General features: G+C 59.6%; 26 protein-coding genes, 3 tRNA genes and 1 riboswitch. Of the genes, 17 read left to right on the plus strand and 12 right to left on the minus strand.

Annotation, left to right across the window (positions count from 1 at the left end; translation table 11 throughout):
* Positions 1 to 11: 11 nt before the first annotated feature.
* Together HDE75_RS02695 and HDE75_RS02700 are read right to left on the minus strand one after the other, a co-directional pair.
* Entirely contained in the window at positions 12 to 1,019 is a 1,008-nt protein-coding gene (locus HDE75_RS02695; RefSeq protein ID WP_183676342.1) for a FecR domain-containing protein, read from the minus strand.
* Positions 1,016 to 1,528, minus strand: a complete 513-nt coding sequence (locus HDE75_RS02700; protein WP_183676341.1) for a sigma-70 family RNA polymerase sigma factor — start codon at positions 1,526 to 1,528, stop codon at positions 1,016 to 1,018. Before HDE75_RS02700 ends, HDE75_RS02695 begins: the two co-directional genes overlap by 4 nt.
* 186 nt (positions 1,529 to 1,714) lie before the next feature.
* Here HDE75_RS02700 and HDE75_RS02705 point away from each other — a divergent pair, with 186 nt between their 5' ends.
* The 3 genes from HDE75_RS02705 (at position 1,715) to HDE75_RS02715 (ending at position 5,090) form a co-directional block, all read left to right on the plus strand.
* Entirely contained in the window at positions 1,715 to 4,222 is a 2,508-nt protein-coding gene (locus HDE75_RS02705; RefSeq protein WP_183676340.1) for a PepSY domain-containing protein, read from the plus strand.
* Positions 4,223 to 4,376: 154 nt separating this feature from the next.
* Positions 4,377 to 4,532 carry a hypothetical protein gene (locus HDE75_RS02710; protein WP_183676339.1) on the plus strand — a complete coding sequence of 52 codons (156 nt, stop codon included), beginning with the start codon at positions 4,377 to 4,379 and terminating at the stop codon, positions 4,530 to 4,532.
* Positions 4,533 to 4,691: 159 nt separating this feature from the next.
* Positions 4,692 to 5,090 (plus strand): bacteriohemerythrin, encoded by a 399-nt coding sequence (locus HDE75_RS02715; protein ID WP_183676338.1) that lies wholly within the window; start codon positions 4,692 to 4,694, stop codon positions 5,088 to 5,090.
* Positions 5,091 to 5,095: 5 nt separating this feature from the next.
* Here the strand turns inward: HDE75_RS02715 and HDE75_RS02720 are convergent, their stop codons facing one another.
* Positions 5,096 to 5,905 carry a hypothetical protein gene (locus HDE75_RS02720; RefSeq protein WP_183676337.1) on the minus strand — a complete coding sequence of 270 codons (810 nt, stop codon included), beginning with the start codon at positions 5,903 to 5,905 and terminating at the stop codon, positions 5,096 to 5,098.
* A 266-nt stretch (positions 5,906 to 6,171) separates the two neighbouring features.
* On the opposite strand from HDE75_RS02720, the gene HDE75_RS02725 reads away from it, so the two are divergent.
* A complete protein-coding gene (locus HDE75_RS02725) occupies positions 6,172 to 8,406 on the plus strand; it encodes a TonB-dependent siderophore receptor (RefSeq protein WP_183676336.1) in 2,235 nt (744 codons plus the stop codon).
* Here the strand turns inward: HDE75_RS02725 and HDE75_RS02730 are convergent, their stop codons facing one another.
* Complete coding sequence (locus HDE75_RS02730; protein ID WP_183676335.1) at positions 8,407 to 9,177, minus strand: nucleotidyltransferase domain-containing protein; 771 nt, start codon at positions 9,175 to 9,177, stop codon at positions 8,407 to 8,409.
* An 81-nt stretch (positions 9,178 to 9,258) separates the two neighbouring features.
* Between HDE75_RS02730 and HDE75_RS02735 the strand changes: the two genes are divergently transcribed.
* The 9 genes from HDE75_RS02735 to HDE75_RS02775 all read left to right on the plus strand — a co-directional run bounded on the left by HDE75_RS02735 (position 9,259) and on the right by HDE75_RS02775 (position 15,429).
* Complete coding sequence (locus HDE75_RS02735; protein ID WP_183676334.1) at positions 9,259 to 9,456, plus strand: hypothetical protein; 198 nt, start codon at positions 9,259 to 9,261, stop codon at positions 9,454 to 9,456.
* Between the two features lie 92 nt (positions 9,457 to 9,548).
* The gene (locus HDE75_RS02740; protein WP_183676333.1) at positions 9,549 to 10,127 is read left to right on the plus strand and encodes a methylated-DNA--[protein]-cysteine S-methyltransferase; all 579 of its coding nucleotides are present in this window, start codon (positions 9,549 to 9,551) and stop codon (positions 10,125 to 10,127) included.
* 79 nt (positions 10,128 to 10,206) lie between these two features.
* The gene (locus HDE75_RS02745; RefSeq protein WP_183676332.1) at positions 10,207 to 10,581 is read left to right on the plus strand and encodes a DUF1294 domain-containing protein; all 375 of its coding nucleotides are present in this window, start codon (positions 10,207 to 10,209) and stop codon (positions 10,579 to 10,581) included.
* A gap of 48 nt (positions 10,582 to 10,629) precedes the next feature.
* A tRNA-Asn gene (locus tag HDE75_RS02750) sits at positions 10,630 to 10,705 on the plus strand.
* A 246-nt stretch (positions 10,706 to 10,951) separates the two neighbouring features.
* Positions 10,952 to 11,215 (plus strand): hypothetical protein, encoded by a 264-nt coding sequence (locus HDE75_RS02755; protein ID WP_183676331.1) that lies wholly within the window; start codon positions 10,952 to 10,954, stop codon positions 11,213 to 11,215.
* A 436-nt stretch (positions 11,216 to 11,651) separates the two neighbouring features.
* The gene (locus HDE75_RS02760; RefSeq protein ID WP_183676330.1) at positions 11,652 to 11,924 is read left to right on the plus strand and encodes a hypothetical protein; all 273 of its coding nucleotides are present in this window, start codon (positions 11,652 to 11,654) and stop codon (positions 11,922 to 11,924) included.
* 158 nt (positions 11,925 to 12,082) lie between these two features.
* The gene (locus tag HDE75_RS02765) at positions 12,083 to 13,705 is read left to right on the plus strand and encodes a YecA family protein (RefSeq protein WP_183676329.1); all 1,623 of its coding nucleotides are present in this window, start codon (positions 12,083 to 12,085) and stop codon (positions 13,703 to 13,705) included.
* 390 nt (positions 13,706 to 14,095) lie between these two features.
* Positions 14,096 to 14,256: riboswitch (FMN riboswitch) on the plus strand.
* 196 nt (positions 14,257 to 14,452) lie between these two features.
* Positions 14,453 to 14,986: a 6,7-dimethyl-8-ribityllumazine synthase gene (locus HDE75_RS02770; RefSeq protein ID WP_183676328.1), complete on the plus strand. Its 534-nt coding sequence runs from the start codon at positions 14,453 to 14,455 to the stop codon at positions 14,984 to 14,986.
* Between the two features lie 77 nt (positions 14,987 to 15,063).
* Positions 15,064 to 15,429 (plus strand): hypothetical protein, encoded by a 366-nt coding sequence (locus tag HDE75_RS02775; RefSeq protein WP_183676327.1) that lies wholly within the window; start codon positions 15,064 to 15,066, stop codon positions 15,427 to 15,429.
* 2 nt (positions 15,430 to 15,431) lie between these two features.
* Here HDE75_RS02775 and HDE75_RS02780 read toward each other — a convergent pair whose 3' ends face one another.
* Entirely contained in the window at positions 15,432 to 16,145 is a 714-nt protein-coding gene (locus HDE75_RS02780; protein ID WP_183676326.1) for a hypothetical protein, read from the minus strand.
* Positions 16,146 to 16,288: 143 nt separating this feature from the next.
* On the opposite strand from HDE75_RS02780, the gene HDE75_RS02785 reads away from it, so the two are divergent.
* Together HDE75_RS02785 and HDE75_RS02790 are read left to right on the plus strand one after the other, a co-directional pair.
* A complete protein-coding gene (locus HDE75_RS02785; RefSeq protein ID WP_183676325.1) occupies positions 16,289 to 16,468 on the plus strand; it encodes a hypothetical protein in 180 nt (59 codons plus the stop codon).
* Positions 16,469 to 16,602: 134 nt separating this feature from the next.
* The gene (locus HDE75_RS02790; protein ID WP_183676324.1) at positions 16,603 to 16,815 is read left to right on the plus strand and encodes a hypothetical protein; all 213 of its coding nucleotides are present in this window, start codon (positions 16,603 to 16,605) and stop codon (positions 16,813 to 16,815) included.
* Positions 16,816 to 16,912: 97 nt separating this feature from the next.
* Here HDE75_RS02790 and cydX read toward each other — a convergent pair whose 3' ends face one another.
* The 5 genes from cydX to cydD all read right to left on the minus strand — a co-directional run bounded on the left by cydX (position 16,913) and on the right by cydD (position 23,299).
* On the minus strand, positions 16,913 to 17,035 hold the full coding sequence (gene cydX, locus HDE75_RS02795) for a cytochrome bd-I oxidase subunit CydX (protein WP_183676323.1): 123 nt from the start codon (positions 17,033 to 17,035) through the stop codon (positions 16,913 to 16,915).
* A gap of 36 nt (positions 17,036 to 17,071) precedes the next feature.
* On the minus strand, positions 17,072 to 18,226 hold the full coding sequence (gene cydB, locus HDE75_RS02800; protein WP_183676322.1) for a cytochrome d ubiquinol oxidase subunit II: 1,155 nt from the start codon (positions 18,224 to 18,226) through the stop codon (positions 17,072 to 17,074).
* 20 nt (positions 18,227 to 18,246) lie between these two features.
* A complete protein-coding gene (locus HDE75_RS02805) occupies positions 18,247 to 19,818 on the minus strand; it encodes a cytochrome ubiquinol oxidase subunit I (protein ID WP_183676321.1) in 1,572 nt (523 codons plus the stop codon).
* A gap of 110 nt (positions 19,819 to 19,928) precedes the next feature.
* Positions 19,929 to 21,614 carry an amino acid ABC transporter ATP-binding/permease protein gene (locus HDE75_RS02810; protein WP_183676320.1) on the minus strand — a complete coding sequence of 562 codons (1,686 nt, stop codon included), beginning with the start codon at positions 21,612 to 21,614 and terminating at the stop codon, positions 19,929 to 19,931.
* Positions 21,611 to 23,299, minus strand: coding sequence for a thiol reductant ABC exporter subunit CydD (cydD, locus tag HDE75_RS02815; RefSeq protein WP_183676319.1), 1,689 nt, complete (start codon positions 23,297 to 23,299; stop codon positions 21,611 to 21,613). Before cydD ends, HDE75_RS02810 begins: the two co-directional genes overlap by 4 nt.
* A 138-nt stretch (positions 23,300 to 23,437) precedes the next feature.
* Here cydD and HDE75_RS02820 point away from each other — a divergent pair, with 138 nt between their 5' ends.
* Together HDE75_RS02820 and HDE75_RS02825 are read left to right on the plus strand one after the other, a co-directional pair.
* Positions 23,438 to 24,001 (plus strand): GbsR/MarR family transcriptional regulator, encoded by a 564-nt coding sequence (locus HDE75_RS02820; RefSeq protein WP_183676318.1) that lies wholly within the window; start codon positions 23,438 to 23,440, stop codon positions 23,999 to 24,001.
* Positions 24,002 to 24,121: 120 nt separating this feature from the next.
* Positions 24,122 to 24,304, plus strand: coding sequence for a hypothetical protein (locus HDE75_RS02825; protein WP_183676317.1), 183 nt, complete (start codon positions 24,122 to 24,124; stop codon positions 24,302 to 24,304).
* A 70-nt stretch (positions 24,305 to 24,374) separates the two neighbouring features.
* On the opposite strand, the gene HDE75_RS02830 is transcribed toward HDE75_RS02825, so the two are convergent.
* Both HDE75_RS02830 and HDE75_RS02835 read right to left on the minus strand, forming a co-directional pair.
* Positions 24,375 to 24,449 (minus strand) — tRNA-Arg (locus tag HDE75_RS02830).
* A 107-nt stretch (positions 24,450 to 24,556) separates the two neighbouring features.
* Positions 24,557 to 24,633 (minus strand) — tRNA-Pro (locus tag HDE75_RS02835).
* Positions 24,634 to 24,645 lie beyond the last annotated feature (12 nt).

Here is a 24,645-nt window from a genome sequence, read left to right on the forward strand (position 1 = left end):
AATGAGTTGAATTATTTTTCCAGAGGCGCCGCTTCCACCGTCACCCACCAGGCATGCAAGCGGCGCACGCGCAAGGGCAAGGTGGCTTCCAGGGCTGCCAGGATGCGGTCGGTGTCGGCCAGCGGATAACTGCCGACCAGGCGCAGATGGGCCACTTCGGGTGCGCAGCCCAGATGGCCGCGCCGGTAGCGCGACAATTCAGCGAGAAAATCATCGAGCCTCATCTGGTCCGGCATCAAGCGGTGTTCGGTCCAGGCCGTGGCGTTGTCATCAGCCGCATAGGGCTGGCCGATGGATGCCGCATCGAAACGCAGTTGCGAGCCTGCCGCCACGATGCGCGTGCCGCTGCCATCGCGCGGTTCGACCTGTACACTTCCCTCGTAGACGGAGAGCAAGGTGGCATCCACACTGGTGCGCACGGTAAAGCGTGTACCCAGTGCGCGCAAGCGGCCATGCACCACGTCGACCACCAGCGGACGTGGGGGTATCTGGCTGTCTTGCGCTGTCGTGATCAGGATTTCACCCGAGTACAGGGCGATGCGGCGCAGGGCCGGCGTGTAATCGATGTCGAGGGAAGTGTTCGTGTTGAGCCACAAGGCGCCGCCATCGGTCAGGGCCATCTGGCGGATATCGCCCACCTTGGTCGCCTGCTGCGCGTTCAGGCCGGCGAGCCAGTTGCGCGTATCGCGCCGCCCGAATACCGCGCCGCCCAGGCCGGCAGTCAGACACAACAGCAACACGCCCTTGATGGCGGCGCGTCGGCCATCATTGCGTGCGCGCGGCCCCACTTCATCGAGTGCGATACGGGCCGGTTCGCCGGGCAGTAACTGAAATTCAGCGCTGACCGCTTCCACTTTACGCCAGGCGGCGCGGTGGGCTGGCGAAGCGTCGTGCCAGCGCTGCCATTCCAGTTGGTCGGCCAGCGCCGCATCGTCTGCGCGCAGCACGGCAAACCATTCCGCCGCTTCCTGCAAGACCAGATAGTCACTATCCGAGTCGGCCCGGCGCGCGCTGTTCACCCGGCGTCATCCATGCTGAGCATGCATTGCAGCATCGCCTGCGCCATGTATTTTTTGACCATCCGTTCCGATACTTCCAACTGCGTGGCGATCTGGGCATAAGTCAGGCCATCGATCTGTGCCAGCAGGAAAGCCTGGCGCGCACGCGGCGACAAGGTATCGAGCATGGCGTCGATGCGGGTCAAAGTTTCCACCACCAGCGCCCGCTCCTCGGGCGACGGCGCCGTCAGTTCGGGACGGCTGGCCAGCGCAGCCAGAAAACTGCGTTCCAGGCTCAAGCGACGCCAGTGATTGACCAGCAAACCATGGGCCACCGTGCTCAGGTAGGCGCGCGGTTCGTGCAAGCTATCGGCCGACTGCGTGGCCAGCATGCGCACAAAAGTGTCTTGCGCCAGATCGGCAGCGCCATCGCGGCAACCGAGCTTGCGCCACAGCCATTGATACAGCCAGCCATGGTGGCTGCTATACAAATTGGCAAACGCGGCGTTGGGAGACAGGGCGATGGACACAGACGGGCGGATAAAAAAGATAATGAATGAGAATGATTTTCATTTTCACACATAATTGGCGGATTGTAAATTACTCCTATTGAGAATGAGAGATGATTTGCGAATGGTTCTCATTTGCGATACTATGCGCGACTCAGCCTGGCCTGCGCCGTGGCAGCTTCAAATAGAAAAATTGAAAGCCGATCGATGAATACCGCCTCCACCGCCGCCAGCCTGCCTGCCGCCCGCGCCAGCGATACCGCCACTCTATCCACCGTGCAGACAGAAAAGCGCCAGCTGAAAGCGCGATGGAACTGGAGCTGGAAGCAGGTCTGGTTTCAGCTGCACTGGTTTATCGGCATCACGGCCGGCACGGTGCTGGTCATCATCGGCCTGAGCGGCGCCACCCTGGCGTTCAAGGATGAAATCCTCGATCTGCTCAACCCTGGCGTGCGCCATGTCGCGGTGGAAAACAAGGCGGCATTGACGCCAAGCCAGCTGAGCCGGATCGCCGAACGCGAACACGGCCAGAAAGTGGCCTCCATCACCATGTATGCGCAAGCTGGCGCCGTGCCGCGCCTGTTCTTTGCGCCAAAAGAGGGACAGCGTCGCGGCGAGTCGATTTATATTCATCCTTACACGGGAGCAACGCAACCTGCGCTGCAGGGCGCGGCATTCTTTGAATGGACGGAAAACCTGCACCGCTGGCTGCTGCTGCCGCGCGAACCGGGCCGCAAGGTGGCTGGTGCGCTGGCCCTGTGCCTGCTGGGCCTGGCCCTGTCGGGACTGTATATGCGCTGGCCCCGCCGTCCACTGGACTGGCGCACCTGGCTCACTTTCGATCCTGCATTAAAAGGCCGCTCCTTCTTGTGGAATCTGCACGCCGTGGCCGGCACCTGGTGCTTGCTTGTGTATCTGGCGCTGACCACGACGGGCATTTACTGGAGCTACGACGTGGTGCGCGACAATATCGACGCCTGGGCTGGCAAGCCGCCGCGCGAGGCGCCGGCGCAAACCAAAAAAGGCCCGCCCAAAGTCAAGAAGGCGGCGGAAGCAGTCGATGTCAGCGTGGCCTGGGATGCGTTTCAGGCCAAGGCGGGAGCCTGGACCCTGGCTACTGTGCGCATGCCAGCCCGTGCTGGCGAAGCCGTGCAAATGACCTGGCTGGCCGCCGACGCGCCGCATGAGCGTGCCCGCAACACCATGGCCTTGATGCCGCAGGATGGCCGCATCACGAAAGACGAACGCTACGGACAACAGGCGCTCAGTTCCCGCCTGGTCAGCATTATTTATCCGCTGCACATGGGCACGTATTTCGGCTTGCCGGGCCGCATCATCATGATGCTGGCCGCCCTCGGCCTGCCCCTGTTCGCCATCACCGGATGGATGTTATACCTGGGCCGCCGCAAGGCCAAGCGCGCCGTGCAGGCGCAGCGCGCCATGCTGGGCGCCGCAGCACCAGACTGCGCGGGAGCGGGCTTGCCGACCCTGGTGGCGTACGCGAGCCAGTCGGGCCAGGCCGAACGCCTGGCGCTGGAAAGCGCGCGCGCCCTACAACAGGCCGGCGTGCCGGTGGACGTGCGTGCGCTCGATCAATTGGTTCCCGCGCAACTGCGCCAGTATGAACGGGCGCTGATCGTCGCCAGCACCTTTGGTCAAGGCGAAGCGCCGGATGGCACGCGCCGTTTCGCGCGCCTGCTGCAAACAAACAAGGACACCCTGGCTGGCCTGGAGTTTGGTTTGCTGGCCCTGGGTGACCGCCATTACAGCCAGTTCTGCGGTTTTGGCCACGCGCTGAACCAGCAGTTGCTGAGCCTGGGGGCCACTTCCCTGTTCCCGCTGATCGAGGTGGACAAGCACGACCCGGCTGCACTGGCGTTGTGGTCGCAGGCGCTGGCGCAATGCAGCGGCAGCCCCATCGACGCCATAGTGGTGCAGGAAGAAGCATCGTATGCCACCTGGCGTTTGACACGCCGCGTACTGCTCAACCCAGGCAGCCAGGGCGGCCAGTTGTATGAAATCGCCTTGCAAGGCCCTGCCGGCGCGACCTGGGAAGCCGGTGCGCTAGCCGAAATCGTGCCGCCTGGCGACAAGGAAGCAGCACACGCGCCACGCAGCTATTCGCTGGCCTCGCTGCCCGGCGATGGCGAAATCCAGTTGCTGGTACGCCAGCAGCGCCATGATGGGCTTGACAATGGCGGTTATGGCCTCGCTTCGGGCTGGCTCACGCATTACGCGCCTGTCGGCAGCGAACTGTCCTTGCGCCTGCAAGCCAATCCCGCCTTTGCCCCCGCGCTGGACGATGTACCGTGCATTTATCTGGGCAATGGCTCCGGCCTGGCCGGCCTGCGTTCGCACTTGCGCGCCCGCAAGGAAGCGGGGCAAGCGCGCAACTGGCTGATCTTCGGCGAGCGCCAGCAAGCAGCCGACAGCATCTGTGCGGCCGAACTGGAAGGCTGGCTGGCAGAGGGCCATCTGGCGCGCCTGGACCGCGTCTTTTCACGCGATGGCGCGGCGCAAAAATACGTGCAGGATTGCCTGCGTGCCAATGCGAGCGAATTGCACGCCTGGCTGGCGGACGGCGCCATCGTCTACGTTTGCGGCAGCCTGCAAGGCATGGCGGCCGGCGTTGACGCAGTCTTGCTGGAACTGCTGGGACAGGATGGGCTGGACGCACTGATGGCCGAAGGGCGCTACCGCCGTGACGTCTATTAATCTGCAGCATCACAGACCGCAAATCTTGCGGCAGCGCAACACAGCATTCTGTTGACGTTTACATCAGGCGCACTACACTGAAGACGTGGTAAGTAATTGGAATGACCGGCAAGCGCCGCACCCCGCGCCGCCGCCGGCAAACCAGGAGACGATCATGTTGACGCTCAAAGTGCTGGCCTGCCTTGCCCTGTCTGCGCTGATGCTCTTGCCCGTGATACTGCGCGGCCCTCTGCAAGGTCAAATCGTCCAAAACATCCCTATCCCGAATGTCGATGCCCACGCCATGTGGAGCCGCTGGCCACAGCGCTAACCCAGCATCGTCACCAGTGGAAGATAGCGCAGGCTGAACACGCATCAGCATGCGTAGCATCTGTCACACTTTTGATATAGATCATCGTTTTATGTGTACGCGAGACGCACACTGGCATGGCTCAGTCAGCATCATGATGAACCCAAGCAGGAGCCTGTCATGGACACATGGAACGAAGAGATGGCGCTGGGACTGCCCGCCATCGATGAAACGCACGCAGCACTGTTTTCAGCCATCGCGCGCCTTGAGCAACTGGACGACCAGCAATTTACTACCGCGTTTCGCGATCTGATCGCGGCGGTCGAGCGCGATTTTCGCGACGAAGAAGCGTTGATGGAAGAAATCGGTTTTCCTTCCTTGGCCAGTCACCGCGAGCAGCATGCACGCGTGCTGTGCGGCTTGCACCACGCCTGGGCCGCCGTCGATGAAGGCGACCTGGCGCAAGGCCGCCATGCGCTGACCTTGTTGCCGCAATGGCTGCTGTTTCACCAGGCCACGATGGACATGGACATGGCCCTGGCGGCCGCGCTGGAACTGGCACAGCAGCATGCCAACTGATCTGGCTAAAGCAGCAAGACCGTCGTATGCTCCGGCAACACCATGCGGTAGTGATCCGGATACTTATCCTCGCCATCGAATATCTTGCAAAACACGGGCGCATTGATATCGTTGACGGCTGGCTCACTCATCGGCAAGGTGGCGATCAATTGTTCGCCCTCCATCAGTTGCAGGGAGCTGCCCTGCTCGGTCGCACAAAATGCCAGCGATTGCACTTCCTTGGCGAACGGCCGCTTGTACCATGGCGTGATGGCCCGCACGGCGCGCTTGGCATCATGCAAGACTTGCGCTATCCGTGCGATGTTCCACGCATCGCGCTCCACAGCTGGCTGGATCACCATGCTGGCCGTCAACTCGCCTCTTTCCTTGTTCACCAGAAAGATTCCATCTTGCGCCGCAACATCCGCGTTCAGTGGCACGACAAACACCCCGCCCGGCGACACCTTGACGGGAATCGGCGCGCCATTGCCCTTCAAGGCCACTCGCACATCATCAATGGTGGCATTCAATTTGGCGGGTATCAGGCGCAAGGCCATGACCACGCTGCCTTTTGAGACTTCCCACACTTTCTTGGCCGTCTGGTAACTTTCCTCATAGGCCGTGAAACGCACGCGCGGCGCCCTGGCGTCGCTGGTCGCCGTAACCGTCACGGTTTGCTGCGCCGCTTCCGTTACCTCTTGCTGCGGCGCTTGCACTTCGGCAGACGCACTGGCTACCGGGACGGCAGGCGGCACGGGCAGCGGCGTCTCGTGCTCCTGGGTATGGCCCAGCAACACGACACAGCACAATCCGGCACCCGCTATCCATGTACGCATGCATTTCTTTCTCTGTAAGAATATTTTTACCTGCCCGCATTATGGCAGAAGCACAAAAATTCCGTTCAGCGACACCTCTGCCAGTAGTCATCCCAGGGGGCACGCTTGCTTTGTAAAAAAATAAGAAGTATATTGATAATGATTCTTATTCACAAATTTTGAAGACCCTCACCCCCACGTCAACGCCAAGCCAGACTTCAGGGCGCCACCGCCCTCCAGCAAACGAGACAGGAAATCACCACACAGCCAGGAAAATAATGCCTTCGATGTCAACATCCGCTCCGTATTTCAGCACTCCCTCATCCCACCTCCGCCTGCGTCCACTACCCCGTTTGCTGCATCTGGCTTTGCTGACCATCGCTGCCAGCAGCCTGTCCGCACACGCGGCCGGCGCCGATAACGACGTCACCATGCCAGCCGTCACCGTTACGGGCCAGGGACCGGCCGCCACGGAGGGCACGGCTTCCTATACGGCCGGCGAAATGCGCAGTGCCACGCGCATGGATTTGTCGCTGCGCGAAACGCCGCAATCGGTCAGCGTCATCACGCGCCAGTTGCTTGACGACCTGGGCGCAGTGCGCCTGGACCAGGCGCTGGCACAAACAACGGGCATCCAGGTAGGCCAGAATGACACGGAACGCACGACATTTTACGCGCGCGGTTTCGGCATCAATAACATCCAGGTTGATGGCATGCCACGTGGCGGCAATGCACCGCTGCAAGACACGATACTGTATGACCGCATCGAAGTGATACGCGGCGCAAGCGGCTTGATGGGCGGCAAGGGCGACCCGTCGGCCACCATCAATATGGTGCGCAAGCGCCCCACCAAAACCTTCCAGGCCAGCGCCGGCCTGATCGTAAGCCGCTGGGACGACCAGCGCGTGGAAGCCGATGTGTCCACGCCCTTGAACCAGGATGGCAGCGTGCGCGGCCGTGCCGCCCTGGCCAAACAGCGGCGCGATTCCTATCTGGACATGTACCATGAGGACAAGACAGTCGGCATGGCCATCCTGGAAGCGGACTTGCGCCCAGGCACCATGCTGACCTTCGGCTTTGACTTCCAGGACAACACGCCGACAGGCGCCACTTGGGGCGCTGTGCCTTACTGGAATGCGGATGGCAGCCTGGCCCATATGCCGCGCAACACCAGTTTCACGACGCCCTGGAGCACCTGGGCCAATAAACAGCATACGATTTTTACCTCGGTTGACCAGCGCCTGCCCGGCAACTGGACTGTCCACCTCGGTTATGCGCGCACGGAAAGCAGCAACCGCACCACCGTCGCCTATGCGGGCGCAGGCTACCCCAACCCGGCCACCGGAACAGGCATGCGCTTGTGGACGGGCGCCTGGGGTGTAGGCAAAACGGACAATGATAATTTCGATGTCTACGCCAGCGGACCATTCACCTTGCTGGGCCGCAAACATACCGCCATCATCGGCTGGAATGGCGGCAACCAGCGGGCGCGCTCGCTCGGCGGCGAGGCCGAGATCAATTACCCGGCACAGATTCCCGATTACCGCAGCTGGACGGGTAATATCCCCCGCCCCATCTTCCACCCTGACGGTTCCCGCAGCGAAACGGTAACGCGCCTGGCGGGCGGCTATGTGGCAACACGGCTGAGCCTGGCCGATCCTTTACATGTGATCGTCGGCGCGCGCAGCAGCACCTACCGCAGCGACACGCGCAATTACGATACGCAAGGCAAATTCATCGATACCAGCGACTTTGCGGAGACGCGCAACGAAGTCACGCCTTATGCGGGTGTCGTATTCGATATCAACAAACAATATTCCCTGTATGCCAGTTTCACCCAGCTGTTCAATCCGCAAACCAGCAAGGACCGCAACAACAAATTCCTGCCACCGGAAACCGGCGACAATGTCGAAGTGGGTCTCAAGGGAGAATTCTATGACGGCAAGCTGAACGCCTCGGCCGCCCTGTTCCACACCAAGAAAAAGAATTTGGCTGAGCTGGACCGCACGGTGCCGCCCGGCTTCCTCTTGCCCGATGGCGGCCAGGCCATGGTCGCCAATGGCGACGGCATCACGGCCAAGGGCATCGAGTTCGACCTGTCTGGCCAGATCACGCCCGCCTGGGAAGCGAACGGCGGCTACACGTATTTGCATGCAGCCGAGGCAGATGGCCGGCGCGCGGCCACCACCCAGCCACGCCATTTGCTGCGCATGGCTAGCAGCTACCGCTTCGATGGCGCCTTGCACGGCTTGCGGGCGGGCGCCAGCATGACGGCGCAAAGCGCCACCTACAGCGAAGCGTGGTATGGCCGGCCGCCAACGGGCGCGACGACGAATATCCCGCAAGGCGCGTATGCGCTGTTCAACCTGATGGGCAGTTATGCCCTCGGCAAACATGCCAGCGTGCAGCTGAACGTCAACAACTTGCTGGACAAGAAGTACTACCGCAACGTGGGCTTCTTTGATGGCGTATTCTGGGGTGAGCCGCGCAACATCAGTCTGGCGCTGCGCAGCACGTTTTAATCAGTCTGCCGGACTGCGCCAGTGTGCTGGCGCCGGCAGGCTGTGTCCGTGAAGCAAGGGACCACCGACCGGCGCCAGCACGCTGGCGGCCAGTTGTGCGTACGCCTGCTGGCCAGCTTCCAGATCGCTGGCCACCAGACGCAGCGCGCTATCGAGCTGTTCAGCAACAACCGCATCAAAAGCGTGCAGCCGTCGATACAAATGCTTGCCGCCACCACTCCACTGACCCGCCGCCCGCAAGCGCAGGTCGGCCAGCTTTTCGTACAATCGGCAAGCCACGGCCAGCGCCTCGCCTGGGTGGCGGCTGTCGGCCAGGTCTTCCAGCAAGGTGGTGATTTCATAACGGCGCCGCTGCAAGTCCACCGCCGCCAAGGCAGGCGGACCCGCCGCATGGATGGACTGGGCCAACGCCTGCAGCCTGGCATAGTGCTCGCCCGAAGCGACGATATTCTCGCCTTCGACCACCATCATCACCAGCGGCACCGTGCCGCTGGGCGCATCGAATTCGCGGCAAAAATAAGTGTAGGTAGCCAGGTCGTGCGCAAACAGTTCGACCGTGCGTCCTTCGGCGACGATGGTGGAACGCCAGGCGTGCTCTACGTAATCGAACAACAGCAGCAAGTCGATATCGGAGCTGGCCGTCTGGCGGCCAGTGGCGAACGAGCCGCCGATAATGGCCGCCACGGCGCCCGGATAATGTTCGTGTACCAGCCGCTCGGCAATGCCGCGGATCTCGTCATAAGTAGCCAGTGCATTTGCCAGTGCTGTCATCGTCGCATCCCGCCATCAGTAAGTTGCCAAAAAGAAAAACTTATGCCACTATGCGGCCCAGTCAATTATTATAGATAAATCATGTATTACGTGGAATTAACATTACTTGCATTGGCAGCCGTCGTCATTATCGGGGGATATAAAAAGAACCACCGCAACACCATGCTCGGCGGCGTCTTCCTCCTGCTGATCTCTGGCTGGGGCATCCAGGCCGCCAGCGACTTTGCGCAAGGTTTTCAGGAAGCTGAAAGCCGGTATGTACAAGCCGCTGGCAAATAACTTTTCAGCGCCTGCCGCATCACGCTATTTCACAGCCTGATAAACTGCATGCCATTGCAGTCCAATCAATGGCAGAGTCCACGAGGTGCGACATGGAATATCGGTATATGGTGGTGCCCTCGCCCGTCGGCGAACTGACCCTGGTCGCCCGCGTGGTGGCGCATCAAGCGGGCCTGGCAGCCATACTATGGCAAAACGACAAGCCCAACCGCGTGCGCCTGGGCGAGATGCTGGAAGACAAAACCCATCCCTTGTTGCTGGAAACGGCGCGCCAGTTAAGCGAGTATTTCGGCGGCACGCGCCAGCAATTTGACGTGGTGCTGGACTTTGCCGGCACGACCTTCCAGCAGCAAGTGTGGCAAGCGCTGCTGACCATCCCGTTTGGCCAGACGCGCAGCTACGGCGAGATCGCGCGCCAGATCGGCCGCCCCGCCGCCGTTCGCGCCGTGGGCGCCGCCAATGGCAAGAATCCCATTTCCATCATCGCCCCCTGCCACCGCGTGATCGGCGCCACGGGTGAGCTGACGGGTTTTGCCGGCGGCTTGCACGCCAAGGAAACCCTGCTGACCCTGGAAGGCATCTCCCTTTCGAGCGACCGGGAAGCACAAAAGACGGGCCACGCCCGCCGCCGCGCTGTGCAGATTGATACGGCGCAAGGCTGTCTGTTTTAGGCGGCCTGGAGCCAGATTCAAGGACACGCTATGATGCTGTCCGTCTCCGTCAAACCCAAGCAAGTACATCGAGTAAATCATGCCTTATCTTTCCATCCTGTTTTTTGTCCTGCTGTATCTGGCAGCGACCTTCTTTTTTCATATCCCCCCTTTTGTCGCCCTGCTGTATACCGCGCTGAGCCTGGGCTGTTTCGTCGCCTACGCGCTCGACAAGCGCGCCGCCAAGACCGGCAACTGGCGCACCTCGGAACGCACCTTGCTGCTGCTCGGCTTGCTGTGCGGCTGGCCCGGCGCGGTACTGGCGCAGCAATGGCTGCGCCACAAGTCCAGCAAACGCTCGTTCCGCATCCTGTTCTGGATCACGGTGGCCATCAACATCGCCGCCTTCATCTATTTCTGCCTGCACTATTCGGCCCCCGATATCGGCACCGACGTGGCGCCGATCGAGATCTAAACCGAGCAACTTGCCAGAATAGCGGAAGCTGCCTATAATAGCGGCCTTTCCCTGATAGCTCAGTCGGTAGAGCGACGGACTGTTAATCCGCAGGTCCCTGGTTCGAGTCCAGGTCGGGGAGCCAAAATTCTTCAAGCAAAAAGCCCAGCCTTACGGTTGGGCTTTTTGCGTTCCAGAGGATAAAACTCAATGGCTCATTAAGGCCGTAATCTATTAACGGCTGCATACGGCTAGGAGCAGCAATTCGCGTTGGCGTGACAATACGTGACTTTTCTCGTGCGGCAATTCGTTATGCTCATGTACCGCTGGCGACCAAGAGCGGACGGCCCTTGCCACGAAGAGCATCTATACTGATGATGAAATCATTAAAATGCAACATAAAATTCGAATAGCAGCCGATGGAAACACGCTTGCTCCTACATTGGGAGTCTTGCAAAAACTTGGCTATGCGGTGACTCGAGACAAGACGGCTGAACAACAATATCAAGCGGAAGATGACACTTGTATTTTTGTCGCTAATGATCCATTGAGTCTACTGGGGCTAGTAAAGATTTACGAGGAACGTGGTACTGACTGGCAGCCGAGTGACGAAGAAGTACAGCGCTTGCTTTTGCTCGGCAAATGTGAGGAATAACGGCCGAGTTCGGCCAAGAGCCGACTGTCGCTGGTACGGTGCAAATTTCTATGGATTGAAAAAATGTGTTGATACTTCAAGAAGGCCAAGAAGTCATTAAGACTGGCACATTTCTATATGACGGACAAATCACTTGTGACGTCGTAATTGTGCGAGGGCCTATTAGCTATGGTTCCGGCGATTACGAAGATTCTCCAGAATTCGCGGATGACCATGAGCGGGAAACGTTCTACATTCATTACGGCAGTACAACTGGGCGCGACCGCTACAATGCTGGTTCGGCCGCTCGTCCAACACTGTTGGAGGCGATGGCCGCGGTAGAAGCGGCACCAGGATTTGGCCCCACCGTAAAATGGGTTGACTGAATCCATTGTCTGGATGCGGCCAGAAGCTGCCGGTCGACATCGGCGCTTTTATTTGAATTTGTAGGAAAAATATGAAGCAAATCTTGCCCCATATTCAAATTGGATTTCACAATAATGAGCATGTCATCGTCGTTGTGGGCGACTATGAACTTGCTGACTTCATCGAAGACTACCTCGGTGATGATTGCGATCTACCTTACGATTACCGGACTACCGTCGAACGGCCAGGCGGTGAGATTGTCACCTTACATTTTCCAGCATCTGCCCTGTTGCAAGAAATAGAAGGTGGCCTTACAAAGCTGTCCTTGGACGAAGTTGAGCGCATCTATCGCCTCAACAACTAGAACATGACTCGTACCCGCCAGAAGCGATCCTCCAAGTCCAGCTGTGACGCAATCTACAAAAAAGGATGCCACATATAACTTTTCAAATCCCGCTCTGACCGACACTTGGTTTCCAAGCGAACGCTTCGCCCCTACTTTCTGAAGAAAATGCTACGAAGATGGCCAAAAAAACAGGTCGAAATGATACTTGTACTTGCGGCAGCGGGTTCAAGTTTAAGAAGTGTCATGGTTCTTTCGTTATTGTCGACAGTGTGCGGATTTTGGAGAGTGCAACTTTTCGTCAGGATTTGAAGACAAAAATTGACCGTCACAAGGCTCAAGAATTCCAACGACGTGAACAGCAGGGTCTTGGCAAGCCGATCATTTCAGAGCAATTTCTTGGTCACAAGATAGTAGCGGTTGGTTCAAAAATCCATTATTCGATGCACTGGAAGACATTTCATGATTTCCTGTCTGACTATCCGAAGATCGTATTAGGCAAAGACTGGTGGATGGCGGAGGCCGGTAAGCTTCCGGAAGAACAGCATTGCATACTCACTTGGGCCACTCGCAGCAACGAGCAACGGAAGGCCTATACGGAACAGAAGGGAAGCGATGCCGCTCAACCTGCTACAGGGGCTTCGGCAAGCTACATGCGCTTTGCGTACGATCTCTACAGCCTGCAACATGCGGTTGAGGTCGAAAAGCTTTTGATCGACCGCATCAAATGTCCCGGCAACTTTCCTGGTGCGCTGTACGAGGTACGTGTGGCCGCTGCTATGCTCCGCGCCGGTTTCAATTTGCAGCATGAGGACGAATCTGCCAGGGGCTCAACTCACGTTGAGTTCATAGCTACCCATCCAACGCTAGGGGCAACATATGCGGTCGAGGCTAAGCGACGCGAAGGCAAGCGACTCAATATCAACAGCTTGATGTATGGGGCCCTTCGCAAACATTCGACTCACCCACGCATTGTCTTTATCGACACAAATGACAAGCGCCTGGAATCAGGAAGAGATCAGCATTATCCCGTCCCACTCGTCGAGGCCGAGAGAATGCTCAAGCGCTACGAGCAAGACCCAATTGGGAAGACACTTCCACCTGCATATGTCATAACAACTTACGAATCGGAGGAGCATCATCTTGACGCCACAGACTTACCTTCCGGGCTGTTGTTATGGGGCTTTCACCACGAAGATTTGAAGCCTGGGCTGGCGACGTTGTCACAACAAGTGGAATTGAGACGACGGCATGCACCAATCTTTGCACTGATTGACTCCATGCAGAAGCACCGCCACATACCTGCCACATTCGACGGCGAGGCTGAGGCCTTTGCAATCTGCGCTTCTAAATCAAGGCTACAGATTGGCCAGCGTCTGAATGTCGCCGGACCAGAGGGAGCGCAGATTGAAGTGACGTTAGAGAGCGGGCTTGTTATTCCCGAACGGGAAGTGGCAATGTGTTCGGTATGTAGCGATGATCAGCAGCGATTCTTCGTGCAAATCCCGTTGACGAAGAAGGAGTTGCAGGCCTATGCACAACATCCTACAACGTTCTTCGGCGTCATTGACCGCAACGCTGATCGATCACCCGTAAAGTCTGCTTTGGATTGGTTCAACTTTTTCTGGGAAAATTACTCCCTCACTTCAAAAGAGAAGCTAATCGAGTTCATGCGGGACGCACCAGATATTGGAAGACTGAAGGAGATGACCCAAGAGGCACTAGCCACTGAATATTGCACGCGAATGAGCGACATAATATTAACGCGAGAGAACAAGGGCTCTGGGCGATCACAGCTTTAAAATCTCAATACCAATGACCGCTTCTGGACGAAAGCAGTCGTCTCGATTTCTGCTCCGTGCCGGATGACCGTAAACCGTCGACTTGATTCAGGTTGTGGCCCCCTGATTTCGGTGTCTGTCGTTCAGTTTCAATATCAGATCGCTGAAGATCGCTGTCTCACGATTGCTGGAACAGCGCATCGAAAACTTGTTATAAATCGTCAATTTTCTGGCCACAGGACTCTCGGAACCACGCTCTGTTCATCCGCAAGTCCCTGCGGCGAGTCCAAGAACCAGAACAAGTCATAGGCAAATCAGGGCCGTATTGCCGTACGGCACTTTTCTATGCAGCATCCCAAACAAGCATGTTATAGTCAGACCGCTGCGTCCCGCACCCTGTGCGACGACGCGGCACGTTCTCAGGGCGGGGTGCAATTCCCCACCGGCGGTAATGGCTGCAATGCCTAGCCCGCGAGCGCTTGTTGCTGATGTCGATGACATGGGTGGCAAGGTCAGCAGACCTGGTGAGATTCCGGGGCCGACGGTATAGTCCGGATAAAGAGAGAGCGGGATGGAATCGACGTTTGATGCATGGTTTCTTGCATGCAAATGACGTCGTGCGCGTATCGACCGCGTCCTGGATCAGCCTATGCCAGGCCAGGATCGGTGTACTCGCACCCTGTGGCTAGTCACGCCTGTCACCGGCAGATTGCATCCTTATCTATCCACGCCCTGTTTTTTGTTATTTCTAAAAACAGGAGTCATACCATGTCACAACAAGCTTTTATCACCGCCACTTCCGATCAGGCAGGCGGGCGTATCGCCTTTATTCAAGCCAGCTGGCACCGCACTATCGTCGAACAGTGCCGCGTGTCTTTCATCGCCGAAATCCGTGAACTGGGCTATCTCGAGTCAGACATCGATTTCTTCGACGTCGCCGGCGCCTTTGAAATTACACTGCAAGCACAACGCTTGGCCCAGACCGGCCAGTATGCCGCCGTGGTGGCAGCGGCCTTGGTGGTCGATGGCGGCATCTATCGTATGGAATTTGTTGCCGAAGCCGTTATTTCTGGCTTGATGCAGGTGCAGCTTGCTACCGGCGTGCCCGTACTGTCGGCGGTGCTGACACCGCACCACTTCCACTCCGGGGATGAACATCAGCAATTCTTCTTCCAGCATTTCCAGGTCAAGGGAGCGGAAGTAGCGCGAGCGTGCGCCTCGACCATACGTGCATTACGCCAGATCCCAGCGCTACCGGGGGTGGGCGTTAGCAAACAGGTAGAAATGCTCACCACTAGCTAAGCTTGGCAACATCGGCAAGTTGCACGTAACATCGCAGCTTGCCGATGTTTCCTACACACACTTTGAACGAGTACAGCATGCAAGATTCTCCCTCCTTCCAGTCCCGCGTACAACCATGGATGAATGCCTGTTTTGGCGCAGAACTGGCCGCTGACCACGCAGAGCGTAATCACCGTTTCCTGGAAGAATCGCTGGAACTGGCGCAAGCCTGTGGCGCTACGGCCGGGGAAGCCCATCAACTGGTCGATTATGTGTTTGGCAAAGAAGCCGGCGACAAGAAGCAGGAAGTGGGCGGCGTGATGGTGACCCTGGCCGCCCTGTGCCTGGCGCATGAGCTTGACATGCATGCGGCGGGTGACGAAGAGCTAGACCTGATCTGGGCCAAGGTCGATGCGATCCGGGCCAAGCGGGCGGCAAAGCCCAATTTCAGCAATAGCAAGTAAGACTATTCGCCCAGCAAGGCCAGCGACTCCAGCCAGTCCGCCCTCCAGTCACGCAGCAGCGGCTGGGTGGCGAAGGCTTTTTTCAGGTGGGACATCGGCACGCGGTGTACATCGTGCAAACCGAAGGCCAGGGTGACGGGATGCCACAAGTGGCTATTCTTGCCACCGCGCGAATTCTTGCGCACGCGGGCGCCATCGTCGCCAAAGATACCTACGCCGCCTGCCATGCCCTGGTCCAGGTCGACCTTGCCTACGCCGGCAAAGGCGATCAATATCTGTTCGCGGCTCAAGCCTTTCAAGGCGCTGGGCAAGACCACGGATACTGGCTCGGTTTCTACCTGCGCAGGCTGCTGCAACTCTTTCAGCAGGCGCAGCAAATCGCGCTCCTGGAAATGCAAGCCATCTTTGGATACACGCATGCCTTCGCCCGGCAACTGGATCGGCAAATTACCCGAATCGCGCGTCAAACGCAGGCGCAAGTCGGCGCCACCGGCAGCCAGATGCCGGGTGTCTTCGATAAACACAACCGGGGCCGCATAACGCGTCACGCCGTCGGCAAACAGCTGTGCCCATTCTGCCGAATAATCGAGCCATACATACGCTAACCCGCCCTGCTCCAGCAATCGCGCCAGGGTCCAGGGTGTGCCTGTCTGAGCAGTCAGCCAGGCACAGGCTTCGTCGGCGGTGGCGCGATAGGGCAAGGAAATGGAGGTCATGGAGCGGTTCCGGTGGCAAGAATGGCGGCAGTGTAGCAGAGAGCCAAGCGTCATCTGCGGGGCGCGCCTTTTCTACGCCGTGTGCTAAGCTGAAATCGTCATCAGCGCAATCAGCGCGAGGAGTGCCAGCAATGAACTCAGCCATGAATTCGGCAACCAATGCCGCCGCCACACCATCGCCGCCACCGGAGCGCGACTCGCCCACGCCTGCAAACGAAAGCCACGCGGAAGAAGCCCTCGACGAAGCGCTAAAGGAAAGCTTTCCTGCCAGCGACCCGATTGCCGTGTCGACACCCAAACCAGGCGGCAAGTCCAAAGATTAGCTTAGTCACTGGCAACACCATAGCCACCCTTGCGGTGGCTTTTTTGCGCCTGCTGAATCCGAACAGATCCGTTCTGCGTACATGGCTGTAGCGCCATGCATAACGCGGGCGGCCACAGGATAGAAAGGATAGCCATGCGCCATTACAGCAAACAAGCCGATCCCATCGATCAGCGCCTGTATCTTGCCCAACGGATTGACATCGCCTGCGAACGTTTGCGCCAGCGCGACGATGCGCTGGCCCGCGAACGCTGCGCCTTGTGGGTGACGGCCTGGTCGGTCGCGGCCGGCGCCGATACGCCACGCGGCATGAAGTTGCGTATCCGCGGCGAATTCATCTTGCTTTAGCCCAAACAAAAGGCCTCGCCGAAAGCGGACGCAAATGCGAACGCCGGGCGAGGCCTGCCAGCCATATCATGCTCAATCGGCCATGACGGTCAGCTTCTTATGATTCCTTGCGGTACTTTTCAGGCGTTGTGTCGCCATCGACCATTTCGTACCACATCGCATTGAGCACGGCGAAGGTCGCCGCCAGCGGAAGGCCCAGTATCCAGGCGAAATACCACATAATTTTTCCTTTCTTTCATACTTATTGAAACGCGGCTTAGTACGCGTGGCCCTTGCCTTCTTCGATCGCCTTGCCATCAACCTTGCCCCACAGCACTTTATACACCCAGCTCGTGTAAGCCACGATCAGGGGGATGAAGATGGCCGTGACCACCACCATGATGAACAAGGTCATGTGGCTCGATGACGAATCCCACACCGTCAGGCTGGCGCGCGGATCGATCGACGATGGCAAAATGAACGGGAACATGGCCGCGCCCACGCTGAGGATGATGCCGGCGATGCTGGCCGCGCTGGCCAGCAGGGCTGGCACTTCGCGTCGCGCGCGCAGGAAGGCAAACGCCAGCAGCGGCGCTACCAGGCCCAGCGCAGGAGCGATCCAGGTCCATGGATGGGCCGCGAAATTGAGGAACCAGGCGCCGGCATGCAGCTCGGCCGTTTTCAGCATGGGGTTCGACGGGCCATCGACCACCACCGTGCTGGTGATGCGGTAGCCATCGATCCAGAACCACAGGGCCACGCCAGCCAGCGCATACAGCACGATGGTGGCAAGCGCCGCCACACTGCCGTAGCGGCGCGCACGCTCAGCCACGGCGCCATCGGCCTTCAATTGCAGCCAGGCAGCACCATGCATGACCAGCATGGCGACCGAGACCAGGCCGCACAGCACGGCGAACGGGTTCAGTAGTGCAAAGAAGCTGCCGTCATAGAAGATATGCATATCGGACGAGAAGCGGAACGGCACGCCTTGCAGCACATTGCCGATCGCCACGCCGCAGATCAGGGCCGGCACGAAGCCGCCGACGAACAGGGCCGCATCCCAGCGGGCGCGCCAGCGCGGATCTTCGCGCTTGCTGCGAAATTTGAAGGCCACCGGGCGCAAAATCAGCGCCACCAGGATCACGAACATGGCCAGGTAAAAGCCCGAGAACGAGACGGCGTACAGCTGCGGCCAGGCGGCGAAGATGGCGCCGCCACCGAGGATCAGCCACACCTGGTTGCCCTCCCACACGGGGCCGATACTGTTGATGATGACGCGGCGTTCCAGGTCGGTCTTGCCGGCGAACGGCAGCAGGATGCCGGTGCCCAGGTCGAAGCCATCCGTGATGGCAAAGCCGACCAGCAGCACGCCGATCAGCAGCCACCAGATCAGGCGCAGGGTTTCGTAAGAAATCAATTCATGCAGGATCATGGTATGGTCCTCCTTTCAGCTTAAGCGAGTTGAGTGCGGGTGACGGAAGGCGCGACGGCAGGCGCCGTTTCGGCCGGCCCCTTGCGGATCGCCTTCAGCATCAGCTTCATCTCGATAATCAGCAGCACGGTGTAGATCGCGGCAAAGCCGGCAATCGTGATCAGCAGGGTCGTGATGCCCAGGTTCGATACCGCCACGGCGGTCGGCAACACGCCCTCGATGACCCACGGCTGGCGCCCTACTTCAGCCACGATCCAGCCCGCCTCGGCGGCGATCCACGGCAGCGGAATGGCGAATACGGCCACTTTCAACAGCCAGCGGTGGGCGTCCAGGGTGCGGCGCACGGACAGGATAAAGAAGGTGGCGGTCAGCGCGATGAAGAACATGCCCAGGCCCACCATCACGCGGAAGGACCAGAACAGCGGCGCCACGGCAGGCACGGTGTCTTGCGCGGCCTTGCTGATCTGCTCGGGCGTGGCCAGTCTTGGATCATCGACATAGCGTTTCAGCAGCAGCGCATAACCGAGGGAATTGCCTTTCGATTCAAAGATATCCTTGGCCTCTTGTGGCACTGCGCCGCCTGGCGGCACGCTGCGGATGGTTTGCAGCGCGTCATAGGCCTTGATGCCGTCCTGTATCAGCAACTCGCCGCGTTCGACCAGTTCATTGATGCCGGGAATCTCGGTCGACAGCGAACGCGTGCCGATCAAGCCCATCACCATCGGGATGTGAATCGCGTAATGCGTTTCGCGCGCTTTCTGGTCGGGGAAACCAAAGGCCGTGAAGGCGGCAGGCGCCGGCTCCGTGTGCCACATGGCTTCAATCGCGGCCAGCTTCATCTTTTGATGTTCCGACGACAGATAGCCGCTTTCATCACCGAGCACCACCACCGACAGCGAGGCGGCCAGGCCGAACGAGGCCGCCACCGTCATCGAGCGCTTGGCCAGTTGCACGTGGCGGCCCTTGAGCAGATACCAGGCCGACACGCCCAGTACGAAGATGGCGGCCACCGTATAGCCGGCCGAGACCGTATGCACGAATTTCGCCTGCGCCACCGGATTGGTCAGCACGGCGCCGAAATCGGTCACTTCCATGCGCATGGTTTGCGGGTTGAAGGCGGCGCCGACCGGATTTTGCATCCAGCCATTGGCGATCAGAATCCACAAGGCCGAGAAGTTCGAACCGATGGCCACCAGCCAGGTCGTGGCCAGATGGCCGCGCGCCGACAATTTATCCCAGCCAAAGAAGAAGATGCCGACAAAGGTCGCTTCCAGGAAGAAGGCCATCAAGCCCTCGATGGCCAGCGGCGCGCCGAAAATATCGCCCACATAATGGCTGTAATAGCTCCAGTTCATGCCGAACTGGAATTCCATGACGATGCCGGTGGCAACGCCCATGGCAAAGTTAATGCCGAACAGGACGCCCCAGAACTTGGTCATGTCGCGCCAGATGGTGCGCCCCGTCATCACATAGACTGTTTCCATGATGGCCAGCATCACGGACAGGCCGATGGTCAGCGGAACGAAGATAAAGTGGTACAGGGCGGTCAGCCCAAATTGCAGTCTTGATAATGCAACAATGTCGAGGTCCATTTGCTTTCCTTGGTGTTTCTATTTCTTAAGTGTAAACTTTTTATTAAGACAAGGCCGTACGTTTGTTTCTTTAATGCACCATATTTACTGCACAATATTTAGTGCGCCATTCAGTCAGCCCGCAAGCTCTGCAAAGCCGCTTCAAACCCCACCGTACCGCGCCGCACATCGCCATTGACGCGGCCATGGCGGATGCTGATCAGGCGATCCGCCAGCGCTGCTTCGCGCCGCAAGTGGGTTGCGATCAGCAAGGTACGCCCCTCGCAACGGGCGGCCAGGCGCACCAGCACGTCATGCGCGGTGGCCGCATTGAGCGCCTCGGTGGCTTCATCCAGCAGCCACAGCGGCGACTCGTGCAGGAACAACCGCGCCAGCGCCAGGCGGCGCGACTGCCCGCCCGACAAGCCCAGCCCGCCCTCGCCCAGGCGCGTGTCCAGGCCGCCCGTCATGGCCTGCACTTCCGCCTCCAGGCCCGCCGCCCGCAGCGCTTCCCACAGCCGACCGTCGTCGGCCTGCGGGTCTGCCAGGCGCAGGTTGTCGCGCACACTGTCCTGGAACAGCTCGGTACGCTGCGTGAACAGACAGGCGCGCGGCCCGCTGTAGTTGCCGGCCAGCGCAGCGATTTCACGCGCCGCCACCGCCAGCAAGGTCGATTTACCGGCGCCGCTGGGGCCAATCAAGGCCACCCGTTCGCCAGCGGCCACTGTCAGCGATACGCCGTGCACGATGGCCATATCACTGCCAGCGTGGGCGGCGCTCACTTGCTCGAAGCGCACGTCCGCCGTCACCTCTGCATCAGGCGCAGTGGAACCAGCTGAGGCCACGCGCGGTCCCAGCCTGCGGACCGCCAGCAACATGCGCCCCGCTTCCAGCGCGCCACGGCGCAAACTAGCAAACGGTTCGACGGCGGTGAGCGCAATGAGCACACCCAGCGCCGCCACCGGCACCGTGATGGCCTGGCTATCTACCAGCGCAGCCACCGCCAGCAGCACGCCGGCCAGGGTAATCGCGCCGGCGATGCTGTAAGCCGCAGCGGCGCGCGTTTCCAGGCGGTTCAGTTCCAGGTCGGCCCGGGCCAGCGCACCATCGATGCCAGCCAATACATCGCATTGGGCGCCGATACGGCCCGCCATCACCAGGTCAGTCTGGCCTGCCACCAGGTCGATGGTGGCTGATCGCAGTTGCTCGGTGGCGCGCGAACGCACGATGGCGTGGCGCTGCGCACGGCGTATCAGCAGCGCGCTGATGCCACCGCCGCTGAGCAGCAGCCAGACGGCAAACACCACACCCATACTGATCTGCATGAAACCGAGGGCCACAGCGGCCAGCAGCGCCGCGCACAGGGCCGTAAAGGCAGGCACGATCAGGCGCAGATACAGCGATTCCAGCGCATCAATATCGGCCGTCAAACGAAACAGCAATTTGGCCGGCTGGCGCAGCAAGCGCTTGCCCGCTTCCGGCAGCGACCAGCCACGGAACAGGTCCACGCGGATAGTGGCCAGCGCGGCGAAGGTGGCGTCATGCGTGACCAGCCGCTCCGCGTAGCGCGAGCCGGTGCGGCCTATCGCCAGCAAACGGATGCCGGCCGAAGGACCGAAGACGTCGAACATCAAGGCAGTGGAAGCATGCAGGCCGGCAATCGAGGTGGCCGTGATAAACCAGCCCGACAAGCCCAGCAAGGCCATGCCGGCAATCACCGTCAGGGCTGCCAGCACGGCGCCGGCGACCAGCTTGCCCGGCTGGGCCAGCAGCAACTGGCGCAGCACGGGATTGAGTGGAAAGAACAAGGATTTCATGCGCGCCGTGCCTCCATCATTGCCAGCTCTGGGCCGATGACGATGCTGCGCTGCAAGCGGCTGGCCAGCACGGGATCATGCGTGGCAACGAGCATGGTCTTGCCCTTGGCCAGGGCCAGCAAGGCGTCGGTGACGCGGCTAGCCGTTTCACTGTCGAGGTGGGCGGTCGGCTCATCGACCAACAGCAAGTCGGCACCGGCAGCATTGACGGCGATCACTACGCGTGCCAGGGCCAGCCGTACCGCTTCGCCACCGGACAAACCGTGGCCGCCATCGCTGAGCATCACACTGGGCCGCGCCTGGGCCACGGCAGACAAGTCGGCCAGATGCAGTGCGGCATTAACATTCGCCACGTCAGCATCGGTGCGGCCCAGGGTCACGTTCTGGCTGACGGAAGCGGCAAATACGTGCGGCCGCTGGCCCATCCAGGCCATGCGCTGGCGCAAGGCGGCCACGCTGGCATCGCTCATCAGCACGCCGCCAATACGGATTTCGCCTCCATCGGCTGGCAACAGACCTGCCAGCAAGGACAGCAAGGTCGTCTTGCCAGCGCCGCTGACGCCCAGCAAGGCCACGTGTTCGCCGCCACGCACATGGAGGTCGAGTTGGGAAAACAGCGGCGCTTCGCCAGGCTGGGTAAAGTGCAGCTGGCGAATCTCGATGGAGGGTGGTGCTGAAGAAACAGCCGGCGCAACAGAACGGGTTGCGCCACCAGGCAAGGCCATGCCTTCGGCGGCCAGCTCATGCATGCCGGCCAGGGCCGCTTCGCCGGCCGCCTTGTCATGCCAGACGGCAGCCAGTTCACGCAGCGGCTCGAAAAAGGCGGGCGCCAGCAGTAGGATGAACATGCCCTCCCCCAGAGTCAAGACATGGCCCCAGCTGCCGAAGTGGAAGGTGCCCAGCAGTGAAAAGCCGATATAGGCGGCCACCATGGCCACACCTAATGCGGAAAACAGTTCCAGCACGGCGGATGACAGAAAGGCGATGCGCAGCACAACCATCGTGCGCCGGCGCAAGGATTGCGCGGTCTCATCGAGGCGGCTGGCCGTAGCGTCGACTGCATCAAGGGCGCGCAAGGTGGACAGGCCACGCAGGCGGTCCAGCAAGAAAGCATTCATGCCGCCCATTTCCACCATCTGCGCGCGGCTGGCTGCCTGTGCGCCCATGCCGACCAGGGCCATAAAAATCGGGATCAGCGGTGCGGCGATCAGCAGGATCAACGCGGCCACCCAGGAGAGTGGCAGAACTACCGCCAATATCACTAGCGGCACCAGCATCACTTTCCAGCGCGTGGGTTTGTAGCGCACCAGGTAGGGCACGATGGCTTCGGCCTGTTCAGCCATCACGCTGGCCGCCTGGCCTGATTGCGCACGCTGGCGGTCCATCGGCGAACGGTGTGCCAAAGAATGCGCTACTTGCGCACGCAATGTGGATAAATGGCCACGGGCGGCCGCATACATCACGCGCGCGCCCCACGCTTCTGCCCAGGCGCGCAGCAGGCCCAGCAGCAATACGCCAGCGACCGGCGCCAGCGCGGCTTGCCAGGCAGAGCCCTTCAACATGCTATCGATAGCCCAGGCCAGCAAGGCCGCCTGCGGCAACCACAGCAAGGCGGCGCCGCCCTGCACCAGACTGGCAAAACGGGGAAGATCAAACTGCGGCAAAGAAAGTGGCGTGTTAGACATTAGATACTTATTGAGTTTTCAGAAATCTCTGTAAATTCGATATTTTGTATAATACTGCGAAACGTGCCATATATCAATTGACCCAGCCTCCACTGCGTGCAAAAATTTCAGTTAATTATGAAAACTCACCATATCAACATGACTCCGCTGATCCTGACCTTCGTCAGCCACTTCGGCGAGATGGGCAGCCGCTGGGGCTTTAACCGAACGGTTGGGCAAGTGTACGCTTTATTGTTTGTTTCTGAGCAACCTTTGCATGCAGACGAAATCGCCGAACACCTGAGTTTTTCGCGCTCGAACGTGAGCATCGGCCTGAAGGAATTGCAGGGCTGGGGCTTGATACGGTTGACGCGCATCCCGGGTGACCGGCGCGAGTATTTTTCGTCGCTGGGGGATGTGTGGCAAATCTTCCGCGTGGTGGCTGCCGAACGCCGACGCCGCGAAGTGGCGCCCACCCTCACGGTGCTGCGCGAATCGCTGATGACGCCGGCCACCGAACCCGTAGACCAGTATGCGCAGGAGCGCATGCGCGAAATGTATGAATTGGTCGACTTGGCCAATACCTGGTTCGACGACTTGCAGCGCTTGTCGCCTGAATCGATGGCGCAGTTGATGAAGATGGGCGCCAAGGTGCACAAGCTGCTCAACGCCAAGGATCGCCTGTTTGGCAGCAACAAGAATACGGAAAACAAGGAAGACTAGGCGCTGGAGCGCAGGCGTTTTTATACCTTCGCTACACGCCAGGGCCAGCTATTTACACGGTTTTTAGGTCTCTCTCGCTATGCTGGACAGCATCAGCACTGTCCACGCGAGGAGGCTTTCATGCACTATCAGCACTTGTCCCAATCACGCGCACACCGCGCAGCACGCCATCACTTGCCTACGCGCGAACGGCTGCGCCTGGCGCATGTGTTTACGCGCAAGACGTGCACGCTGGTCGCTGCGCTGCTATGCGCGGTGCCGCTGCTCTATCTGTTGAAAGTGGTGCTGTACGCACAGCCATAGACAAGGAAAAAAACGGGAAAGAGAGAACGCCTGAAGGTGGCGCCTGGGTCCGGCATATGGAAGCATATACTGGCCCGCCCAGAGGGAATCGAACCCCCATTCACGGTTTAGAAGACCGTTGTCCTATCCGTTGAACGATGGGCGGAAAGGTGCAATATTTTAACTGATGCTTGATGGCAATGGAATGCTCATCGGCACTCACTGCTACACAATGAAAAACGGGCTGTCATTTCTGACAGCCCGCTTATATTTTGGTCGGAGTACAAGGATTCGAACCTTGGACCCCCTGGTCCCAAACCAGGTGCGCTACCGGGCTGCGCCACACTCCGAAGACAAGATAA

Origin of the sequence: Janthinobacterium silvisoli, from assembly GCF_014200725.1 — a bacterium.
Taxonomy (GTDB): Bacteria; Pseudomonadota; Gammaproteobacteria; order Burkholderiales; family Burkholderiaceae_D; genus Janthinobacterium.

Bases quoted from the DNA above. Each gene is read 5' to 3' on its own strand.
- HDE75_RS02715 (WP_183676338.1), top strand. From the start codon at position 4,692: ATGGACACATGGAACGAAGAGATGGCGCTGGGACTGCCCGCCATCGAT.
- cydX (WP_183676323.1), bottom strand. From the start codon at position 17,035: ATGTGGTATTTCGCCTGGATACTGGGCCTTCCGCTGGCGGCGACCTTC.
- HDE75_RS02820 (WP_183676318.1), top strand. From the start codon at position 23,438: ATGACTCCGCTGATCCTGACCTTCGTCAGCCACTTCGGCGAGATGGGC.
- HDE75_RS02765 (WP_183676329.1), top strand. From the start codon at position 12,083: ATGGCCAAAAAAACAGGTCGAAATGATACTTGTACTTGCGGCAGCGGG.
- HDE75_RS02770 (WP_183676328.1), top strand. From the start codon at position 14,453: ATGTCACAACAAGCTTTTATCACCGCCACTTCCGATCAGGCAGGCGGG.
- HDE75_RS02740 (WP_183676333.1), top strand. From the start codon at position 9,549: ATGGAATATCGGTATATGGTGGTGCCCTCGCCCGTCGGCGAACTGACC.
- HDE75_RS02745 (WP_183676332.1), top strand. From the start codon at position 10,207: ATGCCTTATCTTTCCATCCTGTTTTTTGTCCTGCTGTATCTGGCAGCG.
- HDE75_RS02785 (WP_183676325.1), top strand. From the start codon at position 16,289: ATGAATTCGGCAACCAATGCCGCCGCCACACCATCGCCGCCACCGGAG.
- HDE75_RS02825 (WP_183676317.1), top strand. From the start codon at position 24,122: ATGCACTATCAGCACTTGTCCCAATCACGCGCACACCGCGCAGCACGC.
- HDE75_RS02780 (WP_183676326.1), bottom strand. From the start codon at position 16,145: ATGACCTCCATTTCCTTGCCCTATCGCGCCACCGCCGACGAAGCCTGT.
- HDE75_RS02775 (WP_183676327.1), top strand. From the start codon at position 15,064: ATGCAAGATTCTCCCTCCTTCCAGTCCCGCGTACAACCATGGATGAAT.
- HDE75_RS02790 (WP_183676324.1), top strand. From the start codon at position 16,603: ATGCGCCATTACAGCAAACAAGCCGATCCCATCGATCAGCGCCTGTAT.
- HDE75_RS02725 (WP_183676336.1), top strand. From the start codon at position 6,172: ATGTCAACATCCGCTCCGTATTTCAGCACTCCCTCATCCCACCTCCGC.
- HDE75_RS02805 (WP_183676321.1), bottom strand. From the start codon at position 19,818: ATGGACCTCGACATTGTTGCATTATCAAGACTGCAATTTGGGCTGACC.
- cydD (WP_183676319.1), bottom strand. From the start codon at position 23,299: ATGTCTAACACGCCACTTTCTTTGCCGCAGTTTGATCTTCCCCGTTTT.
- HDE75_RS02755 (WP_183676331.1), top strand. From the start codon at position 10,952: ATGCAACATAAAATTCGAATAGCAGCCGATGGAAACACGCTTGCTCCT.
- HDE75_RS02730 (WP_183676335.1), bottom strand. From the start codon at position 9,177: ATGACAGCACTGGCAAATGCACTGGCTACTTATGACGAGATCCGCGGC.
- HDE75_RS02720 (WP_183676337.1), bottom strand. From the start codon at position 5,905: ATGCGTACATGGATAGCGGGTGCCGGATTGTGCTGTGTCGTGTTGCTG.
- HDE75_RS02735 (WP_183676334.1), top strand. From the start codon at position 9,259: ATGTATTACGTGGAATTAACATTACTTGCATTGGCAGCCGTCGTCATT.
- HDE75_RS02760 (WP_183676330.1), top strand. From the start codon at position 11,652: ATGAAGCAAATCTTGCCCCATATTCAAATTGGATTTCACAATAATGAG.
- cydB (WP_183676322.1), bottom strand. From the start codon at position 18,226: ATGATCCTGCATGAATTGATTTCTTACGAAACCCTGCGCCTGATCTGG.
- HDE75_RS02810 (WP_183676320.1), bottom strand. From the start codon at position 21,614: ATGAAATCCTTGTTCTTTCCACTCAATCCCGTGCTGCGCCAGTTGCTG.
- HDE75_RS02705 (WP_183676340.1), top strand. From the start codon at position 1,715: ATGAATACCGCCTCCACCGCCGCCAGCCTGCCTGCCGCCCGCGCCAGC.
- HDE75_RS02710 (WP_183676339.1), top strand. From the start codon at position 4,377: ATGTTGACGCTCAAAGTGCTGGCCTGCCTTGCCCTGTCTGCGCTGATG.